Raw genomic sequence first — 11241 nt, 5'->3', positions numbered from 1 at the left:
GCGCCAGTTGGCGGTACACGGCGGCCTCGGCCCGCTCGTCCGCCAAGTACTGACGCCAGCGCTTGATGTCCGACGACGACGGGGGAGTCTTGGGGGCCGCTTCATCTTGCAATGGACTGCTTTGGTCCGAGGGATTGTCGGGATGCGCGTTGTCTGGATCTGTCGGGTTCTGTGGATCTGCGTGCGGGTGCACCGGGACTCCTGGGTTGCTGGGGCGGGCTTCATCGCCTCATTGCGGCTCCACTCTATCGCCAATTTCCGCGGTTTTTCGGCTGGCAATCCTCACTGGACGTTTTAGGCGCGCCTCAAAAACGGGAGCTCCCGGGAGGCCTTGACCGCGGCTGGGGGCAGTGCTGGGATGGATGGACAGGGTCCACGAATTGGCGGGGTAGCGTGGTGACCGGCTGCCTCATGTGCCTGTGCGATGGGCTCAGCGGCACGTCGAACGGAGGTTGCACCATGGACAGCACCGAAACCCACGCCCGCCACCCCGACCGTCCCACGGTCGAGGCCGATCCCGCCTACGACTACAGCGAAGACCTTGAGGTGGACGAGGACTGGGAGGAACAATCCGAGGTCCTCGACGACGACGAACGGGTGGTTCCGCTCGACGCAGAGGAACACCGCGAGGACGAAGAGTTCGAATAGCCCCGGGCTCGCTAAACCCCGGAGCTAAAACGCGCTCAGGATGAAGTGCCTCTGCACGCCTGCCCGGTGCCCGGTTGCCGCCACCGTCAGGGTGAGTTTCCGTGTGGCGGGGAACCAGCGGGCGGGCTGGACCGCTTTTGAAAGGGCTTGGGTGATGAGCCGCGGCTCATGGTGCCAATAGCGTTCCAGGTTTCCGTCCACGACGAACGTGACGGAGCCTTGGGAGAGGTCGACGCCGGGAATCACCCGGACGAATTCGTCCACCCGGCGGGGGCGGGGCGACAAGAGGGTGCTGGGCTGGGTGGTGCGGTCGGCTATGGCGGTGGCGCCGTTTTCGAAAGGCATGGCCTTCTCCTGTGGAGTTGCTCTTGCCCGTTCGGTTGTCTCTGGTCCGAGCCGGGCCGCTTCTTCATCCGAACCACCCGTGAACATGGGGTTGGCGTGTGGCAAGTCGGAGCTTGGCGCCACATCTCTTGAAGCTCTTCCTACTGTACATGCGACGGCGGCGCCGCACCCCGGAAAAAGGTGAGGCGCCGCCGTCGTACTTGACTCTGTGAAACTTAGTGGCTGGCCACCGGGTGGGCCTCCAGCGGGAGTTCCTCGGTGACTCCTCCGGCGACGCGACGGTCCCATGCTTCGCGGACCTGGGGCTCCGTGGGAGGCGTCAGCAGCGAGACCACGACGTACACCAGCAACGAGGCTCCGAGGCCCCAATAGATGGGATCGTTGGCGTAGACGCCGTCTTCGCTGGGGATGATTCCCGTGGCATAGGCGATCAGCAGGGCCAGGGTCAGTACGGACCCCACGGCCATGGACCAGGCCGCGGCAATACCGGTGCCCCGCTTCCAGACCAGGCCGCCCAGGATGGCAACCAGCAGGCCGCCCACCAGGATGTCGTAGGCGATGGTCAGGGCGACCACGACGTCTTGCGCCGCCATGGATATCAACACGGCCACGATGCCCAGTCCGAGGACCCAGTAGCGGTTGGCCTTGACGTCGTGCTCGGGGTTCTCGGTGTCGTCGGTGTTGATGGTCTTGCCGAACCAGCTGGCCACGAACGGGACCACGTCGGCGCGGGCAACGGTGGCCGCGGCGATGAGGGCTCCGGAAGCCGTGGACATCATGGCCGCGACTGCTGCGGCCATCACGAGGCCGCCGATGCCGATCGGCAGGATGTGCGTGGCAACCTCGGCGTAGACGACGTCCTTGCCGAGGGCCTTCACGTCGATGTTGGGCAGTGCCACGCGGGCGGCAAGGCCGATCAATGCGCCGGCGACGCCGTACAGGACGCAGTAGATACCCGCGGTGGCACCGCCCCAACGGGCCACCTTGGGAGTCTTGGCGGTGAAGACGCGCTGCCAGATGTCCTGGCCGATCAGCAGGCCCAGGGTGTAGACCACGAAGTACGTGATGATGGTTTGTGCTCCGATGCCGTCCAACTGGAAGAAGCTGGCGTCAACGCGGGCACGGATGCCATCGAAGCCGCCTGCGGCGTTCAGGACGAACGGGAGCATGAGGAAGAAGATGCCCACGGTCTTGATGATGAACTGCACCTGGTCGGCGAGGGTGATGGACCACATGCCGCCGATCGTTGAGTAGACCAGGACGATTGCGCCGCCGACGGCGATGGCGAGCCAGCGCTCCCAGCCGAAGAGGACAACGAAGATGGTGGCGTAGGCGCCCGTGGACGTGGCGCACAGCATCAGGGTGTAGGCGAGCATGACGATTCCGGAAGTCTGTGTGGCGCGCTGTCCGTAACGCAGGCTCAGCATCTGGGAGACCGTGTAGATCTTCAGCCGCTGGATGGTGCCGGCGAAAAGCAGGCTCAGGAGGAGCACGCCCGAACCGATCGCGACAACCAGCCACATGCCGGAGACGCCGAACTTGTAGCCGAGGCCGACGCCGCCAACCGTCGATGCGCCGCCGAGGACGACTGCGGCCATGGTGCCGGTGTAGAGCATCGGACCGAGGCGGCGTCCTGCCACGAGGAAATCGCTGTTGTTCTTGGTGCGCGACTTGCCCCACCAGCCGAAGGCCAGCATGGCGAGCAAATACACCACCACGATCGCAATATTGATGAACGAAGAGTCCACGGTTGGCTCCTGAAAGTGATGCGCAGAGCCCTTGGGGATTCCGACGCCGGTCCGCTGGGTTTCGTTGCGGGTTGCGGAAGGTCTCTGCGCTGGTGATTGGGGAGAGTAGTCTGTGATGTATGCCTCACAAACAACACTTGTTGCCTATGAGGATACGTAGTGATGCGAGTAACAGTCAAGGTGCTGTCTCGCCCAGCAGACTCATCGGCGCTCCTCCAGCTTGCCAAAGGCCCTGCCGCGCGGGCGATCCGGCTACTATTGCTGCAATGACAGGGCCGCAGAAACGGCCTGAAAGGTTCGTGAATGAAGGCTCTCCCCGTTGAACCGAGCAATGTCCCCGTTGCCATCGGTTCCAGAATCCGTGCCGCCCGTCAATCGCAGCGGCTCACCATCGAGCAGGTTGCCGACGCCACCGGCCTGACCAAAGGGTTCCTGAGCCGGGTGGAACGTGACCTGACATCGCCGTCGGTCGCTTCCCTTGTGACGCTTTGCCAAGTTCTTTCAGTCTCCATCGGCGATCTTTTCGCCGCACCTGAGACGCACCTGACGCGGCGCGACGATGGGCCGCGGATTTCGCTTGGCGGCCAGGGAATCGTGGAGCGGCTCCTGACCGCCCGGTCGGAACGACGGCTGCAGATCCTACAGGCTTCCATCGAGCCCCGCGGCCGGGGAGAAGCCGAGCTTTACGCCGTCGATTGCGACGTCGACGTCCTGCACGTGGTCAAGGGCCGCATCAAATTGATCCTCACCAACGAGGAGTACGAACTCGAAGAGGGGGACACGCTGTCCTTCCCGGGCCGCGAGCCGCACACCTGGGTCAATCCAACCGACGAGCCCGTTGAAGTGCTCTGGATCCTGGTGCCGGCAGCCAGCCGCTGACGCCGGCACTATGCGATACGGGACCGCATGTGGCCGACACGCGGCGTAACACGCCTGAAACATGACTGACTCCGGGATTTAACCCTGGGACCTTCGGTGTTACGTGCCTGAAATGATCCGTGCCGACTGCTGAAACAGGGCGACTGTACCTTCGAGTCAAGGCAACTCGTCAAGGTCGGTATCCCGTGGGGTACCAGGACCTGTTCGTTTTAAAAATGGTCTCGCCGTGCGGGCGCCATGGAGCGCCGTATATGCAGGAAGGCTCCCGAAATGAACCCAGTATTCTTCAGCGTAGGGCTGGATGTGAACCCCCAGACCCTCGATCCAGGCGCAACAGCCTGGATGCTTGCAGCTTCCGCCCTCGTCCTTCTCATGACGCCAGGTTTGGCGTTCTTCTACGGCGGCCTGGTCAGGATGAAGTCCGTCCTCAACATCATGATGATGAGCTTTGGCGCCATCGGCGTTGTCGCGGTGGTCTGGGCCCTGTGGGGCTACGGACTCGCGTTCGGCCCGGATACCTTGGGCGGCTTCATCGGAGATCCCTTCGCGAACTTCGGACTCAGCGGACTGGCCAGCGTCATCGGCGGGAAAGCCCCGGGGTTGCCGGACATGGTCTTCATAGGATTCCAAGCCACCTTCGCCATCATCACGGTGGCACTGATCAGTGGCGCGGTGGCAGAACGTGTCAGGTTTGGCCCCTGGCTGCTGTTTGCCGGCCTCTGGGTCACCATTGTCTACGCTCCTATTGCCCACTGGGTCTGGGGCGGCGGCCTCTTCGGATCCACAGGGATCATCGGCAGCAAGATCTCGGCCCTCGACTTTGCCGGTGGCACCGTCGTCCACATGAACGCCGGCATGGCAGGGCTGATGCTTGCGGTAGTGCTCGGCAAGCGGCTCGGATTCATGAAAGACCCCAACATCCGGCCGCACAACCTCCCCTTCGTGATGCTCGGGGCAGGCCTGTTGTGGTTCGGGTGGTTCGGATTCAACGCCGGTTCGGAACTGGCCGCTGATGGAATTGCCGCGCTCGCCTGGACGAATACCCTCTTGGCCACAAGCGCGGCGCTCCTCGGTTGGCTGCTTGTCGAAAGGCTGCGCGACGGCCACGCGACGTCCCTTGGTGCCGCATCCGGCGCGGTCGCCGGCTTGGTGGCGGTCACCCCGGCCTGTGGATTCGTGGACCCCATTGGCGCCATCGTCATCGGCGTCATCGCGGGTGCCGTCTGTGCACTGGCCATCGGACTGAAGTTCAAGATCGGCCTTGACGACTCCTTGGATGTTGTTGCCGTCCACTTTGTCGGCGGCCTGTGGGGGACCCTGTCCCTCGGATTCTTCGCGGTACCCTCGGCAAAGACTGAAGGCGGCCTTTTCTACGGCGGCGGCCTGAGCCAATTCTGGCCCCAAATATTGACGGCCTTGGTGGTCACCGCCTGGACGGCGATCATGACGACGCTCATCGGGCTCGCCATCCACAAGACAGTGGGCATGCGCGTCAAGGAGCACGAAGAGCTGGCCGGCATCGACATCACGGAGCACGCGGAAACAGCCTACGAGCTGGCCATGATTGGCGGGTCCTTCAATCCGGGAGAACCGCAGAACGGCAAAGCTCCGTCGAGTTCCAGCGGTGACCCAGAAGCCAGCTCCAACGGGAAAACAGATCGGATGCGCAGCAAGGCGTCGACGTGAAACTGGTCACGGCCATCGTGAGGCCGGAGCGGATCGACGAGGTCCGGGAAGCTTTGGAACACTTTGGAGTCAACGGGATGACCGTGAGCCAAGCCAACGGTTACGGCCAGCAACGGGGCTTCGTGGAGGTGTACCGGGGCGCGGAATACAATTCCGATCTCCTTCCCAAAATCCGGGTGGAGGTCCTGGCCACGGACGATCTCGTGGACGGAATAGTGGACGCCATCATCTCCGGTGCAAGTACGGGTCAGTTCGGAGACGGGAAGATCTGGACGGTCGACGTTTCGCAAGCCGTCCGGGTCCGGACCGGGGAGCGTGGCGCCTCCGCGATCAGCTAGGAAGACTGTGTTGGTGCCGCTCTGTTGGTGCCGCTCTGCGGCGAGCGGCACCAACACTGCCATGTTCAGCCCATTTCAGCCCACGTGCACCCATGGCCTGCGCGTGATGTCCGGTTCGGCTTCGCGCAGCACTTCGCGGGTCACTGGTGCAATCTCGCCCTCGCCGAAGAAGAGGAACTTGCTCAGGTTGGCGATCGGATTGCCTTCGGTCCAGCGGAAATAGATGTGCGGCATGAGTCCCGTGACGTCGCGGATGTGGAGGAGTACCGCGGCCAGCGTGTTGGGCACGTTGTTGCTGTGGATCTCCAGGATCTTGAAGCCGTGCCGGACCTTGCCTTCCACGAGGAGTTCCTGCTCGAAATCTGAGCTGTCATCCACGATGATCTCGATGAAGATCGCGTGGCTGTCCACCGGCAAGTGGTTGGCTTGCTGGGCATGCTTCAGCTTCAACTCGTACCGGTCGGCGCTCAGCCGCTTGGGCTCGTGGGCGATGATCCGGATGGGGCCTTCCTCGTTCGATGCCGTGAACTCGAGGGCCATCTGGTCCATCTTGATGTGGGTAGCCCGCAGTTCGAAGGACCGGCGTACCCGCGACGCGAAGCTCACCAGGACAATGCCGAGGATGAACAGGGCAGCGATCCTGATACCGTCCGGGCGTTCCACCACATTGGCCACCGTGGTGTAGGCGAAGACCACCGCCACAGCACCGAAAGCGAGGGTCTTGCCCCGTTGCTTCTTCCGGCGCGCGGACAGGGTGACTGCGATCGAGGCCGAGGTCATGAGGACCAGGACGCCGGTGGCGTAGGCACCGCCTTGGGCCTCCACGTTTGCCTCGAAGACCAACGTGATGATGAATCCAACCGCCGTGAAGACGAGGACCAGCGGGCGGACGGCTTTGGTCCACGCCGGGGCCATGCCGAAACGCGGCAAATAGCGCGGCACGAGGTTCAACAAGCCGGCCATGGCGGAGGCCCCGGCAAACCACAAGATGGCGATAGTGCTGATGTCATACACCGTGCCGAAGCCGTCGCCCAGGAACTGGTGCGCAAGGAATGCGAGGGCTCGACCGTCGGCTTTCCCTCCCGGCTGGAATTCAGCGGCCGGAATCAGGAACGTGGTGATGAAGCTCGAGGCCACCAGGAAGGCACTCATGATGAGTGCCGCCGTCGTGAGCAGTTTGTGGGTGCCGCGGATGCGGCCCGCGGGATTTTCCTCCGTGTCGCTCGGGCTGCCCTTGATCTGGGGCATGACCGCGACGCCGGTCTCGAACCCTGAGAGCCCCAGGGCAAGTTTCGGGAAGACCAGGAGCGCGATGCCCACCATGATCAACGGGTTGCCGTGCTGCTGGTTCAATGCAGCCCACCAGTCGGTCGCCACATGCGCCTCGGTCACCACGTGCGCCAAGCCGACCGCGACGACGACGGCGTTCAGCACCAGATAGACGCCCACCAACACGACGGCGACGTTGATGGCCTCCTTGAATCCCCTGAGGAACACCACGCCAAGCCCGGCGATGAGCGCCAGGGTGATGGTGATTTCCTGCCCATGGAGCCATTCCGGTGCAAAAGGGTTTTCGATGGCGTGGGCGCTCGCATCCGCGGCGGAGAGCGTCATGGTGATCATGAAGTCCGTGGCGGCGAATCCCAGCAAGGCGAGGACGAAGAGTTTGCCGCCCCACCGGGGGAGGAGCCGCTCAAGCATCGCGATGGAGCCTTCGCCGCGGGCGCTTTCGGAAGCCACCCGGCGGTAGACCGGCAGGGCGCCGAGCAGGGTGACGGCCACCAGGACAATCGTGGCGAGCGGCGAAACGATACCCGCCGCGAGCGCCGCAATGGCGGGCTGGTAGCCGAGGGTGGAGAAGTAGTCGACGCCGGTGAGGCACATGACCTTCCACCAGGACTGGGGAGTGTGGCCCTCGTCCGGCTTGCCGTGTGGACCCTGGCGTTTTCCCGAGGTCTCAGGCATTCCGTCGAGCAGCCATCGCTTGAATTGCCCCTGTTTGATGTCGCCCGCGGGCTTGTGCCGGTCAGAGGGTTCGGCCGGCGGCCTGGTCAGCGTTGTCACATGGTCCTTTCGCGCAGCCTGGAAGCTGCTCCAGATGGAGCGTACGGGTGTACCGGGGAGTGGATGCCCGTCTTTATGGAATCTTTACGCCGCTTGTGAGGCGGGTCACTTCCAGGAAAGACGCATTCAAGCATTTGGCATGTGAGCGGCATCACGTAGCATATAGAACGTCCTATGTTGGATGTGACCAAAAACGAAAGGGCTACGCATGAATAACCCGCTACTCAGTGACAGGGTCAGGAGGCGGCCGGGATGGAGTCGGGGCAGAGCCGTCTCCTTGGCAGCCGCCGCAGTTCTCGTGACGTCAACCGTTGTGCCCGCCTACGCCGCGTTGGATCCATTCCCGAGTCCCAACGTTCCCTCCAACCCTCCGGGAAGCTACGCCGAGCAGGTCCTGGCTTCCAACGGTGACAACGCCATCGACCCCGTGCTCGGCAAGTATTACCGGATCGTCGCGCTCGCGGACTTGGGCGACGGAGTCCTCCTGGCTTCCTACGATGGCCGTCCCGATGGGGGCGATTCACCCTCGGCCAACTCGATCGTCCAGCGGCGCAGCACCGACAGCGGAAAGACGTGGGGCAGTCCCACCTTCATCGCGCGGGGACAGATGGGCTCAGCGGGCGTACAGAAATACGGCTTCAGCGACCCCAGCTACGTCGTGGACAAAGTCACCGGGACGGTGTTCAACTTCCACGTCTACTCGAAGAACCAGGGATTTGCGGGCAGCGTGCTCGGCAACGACGACTCCGACCCCAACGTGATCAGCTCGCAAGTGTCCGTCTCCACCGACCGCGGACTCACGTGGTCCACGGAACCGGTCAATCAGCCCACCCTGCCTGTGCCCTCCAGCTACGCGGCGGGTTCCGCCTACGCCGGGTTTGCAGGTCCGCTGGTCACCAGTACCGTCAAGCCAAACGGCAGCACCGTCAACGGCGTCCCCAATGTCGGCGGCGTGGTCAGCATGTTCGCCTCGTCCGGCGAGGGCATCCAGCTCAAGTACGGAGCGCACGCCGGACGGCTCATCCAGCAGTTTGCCGGAACCATTGTCCAGCCCGACGGGAGCCGCCAGATCCAGGCGTACAGCGTCTACTCCGATGACCACGGCACATCGTGGAACATGGGTAAGCCCACCGGAACGGGCATGGACGAGAACAAGGCGGTGGAACTCTCCGACGGCCGCGTCATGTTGAACTCGCGGGACAGCACCGGCGCCAATCCGCATTTCCGGAAGGTGGCGTATTCCTCCGACGGCGGTGTCACGTACAGCACGCCTGTTGCCGAGACGCAGCTCCCTGATCCGCGGAACAACGGCTCGATCACCAGGATGTATCCGGACGCGGCTCAAGGATCGGCGGATGCCAAGAAGCTGCTCTTCTCGAATTCGCCCACTCCCACCGCCGGCGGCGCGCGGGTGGACGGTACTGTCCGCTACTCTGCCGACGACGGCAAGACGTGGGGCTCCTCGCGCGTCTTCAAGCCCGGAAGTATGTCCTACTCCACCCTGAGTGCCCTTTCGGACGGGACTTTCGGCGTCCTGTACGAAGGTGACAGCAACACCATCACCTTCGGGAAATTCGACACGGCCTGGCTGAGCCCGGTTGCCGCCGTCGTCGTCCCCGGTGCCGTCACCGTCACGAACGGTGGCAGCGCCCAGCTCAGCGTGACCGTCACCAACAACGACAGTTCACCGCTTCCCGCTTCGACCGTCAGCCTTGATGCCTTGCAGGATTGGACGTCGACGACGGCGCAGCTCGCCTCCCTCGATCCGGGCGCCTCGGCGACTGTCCAGCTGACTGTCACGGCGCCGTCGTACGCCAAGGCAGGTGCGGTTCCCCTGACCGCCAGGTTGAACGTGGGTGGGTCGTCGATTACCGCACCCGTGTCCGTGACGGTTTCGGGTGGTTCCGCCAGCAACGTGGTGGGCGCCTACATTTTCGGCGCCCGCAATGACGCCGGACGGGACCTGGCAAGCCACCCGTACGCCGTAGGTAGCACGGTGCCTTACAAGTTCCGGGTGTACAGCACGGGCAACGTCACGGAATCCGTTGTCCCGCAGTCCGGCAACTTCCAACCGTTCCTGCCGCCAGGCTCGGGCAACTGCCGGTTCAGCGCCCTTAGCGTGTGGGGCAATTACCTCTGCGGCACCCCACAGCACACCGTGACGGCAGACGAAGTGGCCCAGGGGTTCTTCGTCCCCAGCACCGTCTGGCAGGTGACCGGTAGTGGGGCTGCCACCCAGAACTACACGGTCACGGGTGACGAGGTGGATCTGATGGTCCGTCATCCCCAAGTGAACGGATCGGTGGTTCCCACCTTCAATGATGTTGACGGGGATGGGTTTGCCGGTCCGGGCGATACCGTCACCTTCGCCTACACGGTGAGCAACAGCGGCAATGTGGCGTTGACGGACCTTTCGGCTGCGGCCATTGGTTTGTCCAAGCCAACCCTGGCCGTGGGCGAGTCGGTCAACCTCACCTCCACCTACACGCTGGCCGACGCCGACATCGCGGCCAAGCAACTCCCGGCAATCACCATCCCGGTCAGCGCAAACAACGGTGCCAAGCTTGCGTCCCTTCAGCTGGCCAGGCCAGCGGTCGAGCTGAAGGTCAAGCCTGCGAAGCCCGGTTCGGAGCCTGCCGTGGCTTCCCAGGAATTGATCGGCGCGAATCCGCCGCTGGACTTGGGGCTCGGAACGGATAAATACCGCAGCGGGCAGACCGTGACGGTCTACAACGTGGAGTACGGCCAGTGGTACTACGTCTACCTGAACAAGCGCAGCTACCGATTGGGCTGGTTCTTCCCGACGCAACAAAACACCCTGACCTTCGTGCTGCCCGACGACGTGAAAAACGGAATGGACAGCCTCGTTGTGCTGGATACGGACGGCCATCAAGTGTCGTTTGGAGACTTTCAGGTGACGCCCTTCGGGAACAAGTAGCCCGGGAGGAGGCATGAGATGACAAGCTGGGCCGGGCGCGGAGGCGCCCGGCCCGGTCTTGGTGAGGGGACTATGGCGGTATTTGCTAATGTAAACAAGTGATGCATATAAGGCAACTTTGAGTGTATGATTGGTGTCACAGTCACTGTCCGATCCACCTATTCACAAAGGAGTGGCGCATTTTGGAAGAGCTTCGTATTGAGGCCAACGGCAACCTCGGTCCCATTGATTCGGCCCGAATCCCGCGCTATGCCGGTGCTGCCACCTATGCCCGCTTGCCGCGACTGGACCAGGTTGCCAAGGTCGATGTCACGGTGGTCGGCGTCCCCTTCGACTCCGGTGTTTCCTACCGCCCCGGCGCCCGCTTCGGCGCCAACCACGTGCGTGAAGCCAGCCGTTTGCTGCGCCCGTACAACCCGGCCTGGGACGTCAGCCCCTTTGAGAACATCCAGGTTGCCGACGCCGGCGACATGGCCGTGAACCCGTTCAACATCAACGAGGCTATCGAGACCATCCAGCAGAACGCGCTGGACCTGACCGCCAACGGAAGCAAGCTCGTGACGCTCGGTGGCGACCACACCATCGCCCTGCCGCT

General features: G+C 63.4%; 9 protein-coding genes, 1 pseudogene and 1 riboswitch. Of the genes and pseudogenes, 6 read left to right on the top strand and 4 right to left on the bottom strand.

All coding sequences use genetic code 11. The annotated features are described in order from the left end of the window. Positions 1–193, bottom strand: a pseudogene (locus AHiyo1_RS25460) (VIT1/CCC1 transporter family protein); the annotation flags it as partial. A 266-nt stretch (positions 194–459) separates the two neighbouring features. On the opposite strand from AHiyo1_RS25460, the gene AHiyo1_RS07495 reads away from it, so the two are divergent. After that, the gene (locus AHiyo1_RS07495; protein WP_059388139.1) at positions 460–648 is read left to right on the top strand and encodes a hypothetical protein; all 189 of its coding nucleotides are present in this window, start codon (positions 460–462) and stop codon (positions 646–648) included. A 24-nt stretch (positions 649–672) separates the two neighbouring features. Here AHiyo1_RS07495 and AHiyo1_RS07490 read toward each other — a convergent pair whose 3' ends face one another. Then, positions 673–993, bottom strand: a complete 321-nt coding sequence (locus AHiyo1_RS07490; protein WP_059388138.1) for a hypothetical protein — start codon at positions 991–993, stop codon at positions 673–675. 14 nt (positions 994–1007) lie between these two features. Next, a riboswitch (SAM riboswitch) is annotated at positions 1008–1127 on the bottom strand. An 81-nt stretch (positions 1128–1208) separates the two neighbouring features. Further along, positions 1209–2741: a sodium:solute symporter gene (locus AHiyo1_RS07485; protein WP_059388137.1), complete on the bottom strand. Its 1533-nt coding sequence runs from the start codon at positions 2739–2741 to the stop codon at positions 1209–1211. Between the two features lie 303 nt (positions 2742–3044). Between AHiyo1_RS07485 and AHiyo1_RS07480 the strand changes: the two genes are divergently transcribed. From AHiyo1_RS07480 to AHiyo1_RS07470, 3 genes are all read left to right on the top strand, one after another. Then, complete coding sequence (locus tag AHiyo1_RS07480; RefSeq protein ID WP_059388136.1) at positions 3045–3620, top strand: helix-turn-helix domain-containing protein; 576 nt, start codon at positions 3045–3047, stop codon at positions 3618–3620. A gap of 270 nt (positions 3621–3890) precedes the next feature. Then, positions 3891–5306, top strand: a complete 1416-nt coding sequence (locus AHiyo1_RS07475; RefSeq protein ID WP_059388135.1) for an ammonium transporter — start codon at positions 3891–3893, stop codon at positions 5304–5306. Next, on the top strand, positions 5303–5644 hold the full coding sequence (locus AHiyo1_RS07470; protein ID WP_059388134.1) for a P-II family nitrogen regulator: 342 nt from the start codon (positions 5303–5305) through the stop codon (positions 5642–5644). Before AHiyo1_RS07475 ends, AHiyo1_RS07470 begins: the two co-directional genes overlap by 4 nt. Positions 5645–5719: 75 nt before the next feature. On the opposite strand, the gene AHiyo1_RS07465 is transcribed toward AHiyo1_RS07470, so the two are convergent. Further along, complete coding sequence (locus AHiyo1_RS07465) at positions 5720–7708, bottom strand: amino acid transporter (protein ID WP_059388133.1); 1989 nt, start codon at positions 7706–7708, stop codon at positions 5720–5722. Positions 7709–7985: 277 nt separating this feature from the next. Here AHiyo1_RS07465 and AHiyo1_RS07460 point away from each other — a divergent pair, with 277 nt between their 5' ends. Beyond that, the gene (locus AHiyo1_RS07460; RefSeq protein WP_059388132.1) at positions 7986–10646 is read left to right on the top strand and encodes an exo-alpha-sialidase; all 2661 of its coding nucleotides are present in this window, start codon (positions 7986–7988) and stop codon (positions 10644–10646) included. A 182-nt stretch (positions 10647–10828) separates the two neighbouring features. Then, positions 10829–11241: arginase family protein (locus AHiyo1_RS07455; protein WP_172465548.1), on the top strand; the 413-nt coding region annotated here is incomplete at its 3' end.

Origin of the sequence: Arthrobacter sp. Hiyo1 (assembly GCF_001263615.2) — a bacterium.
Classification (GTDB): domain Bacteria; phylum Actinomycetota; class Actinomycetes; order Actinomycetales; family Micrococcaceae; genus Arthrobacter.
Note: the sequence above shows the minus strand (reverse complement) of the source record. Positions and strands in the feature narration are given on the sequence as shown.

What these genes read in the sequence shown, in the direction of transcription:
- AHiyo1_RS07475 (WP_059388135.1), top strand. Translation starts at nt 3,891, where the DNA reads ATGAACCCAGTATTCTTCAGCGTAGGGCTGGATGTGAACCCCCAGACC.
- AHiyo1_RS07480 (WP_059388136.1), top strand. Translation starts at nt 3,045, where the DNA reads ATGAAGGCTCTCCCCGTTGAACCGAGCAATGTCCCCGTTGCCATCGGT.
- AHiyo1_RS07490 (WP_059388138.1), bottom strand. Translation starts at nt 993, where the DNA reads ATGCCTTTCGAAAACGGCGCCACCGCCATAGCCGACCGCACCACCCAG.
- AHiyo1_RS07495 (WP_059388139.1), top strand. Translation starts at nt 460, where the DNA reads ATGGACAGCACCGAAACCCACGCCCGCCACCCCGACCGTCCCACGGTC.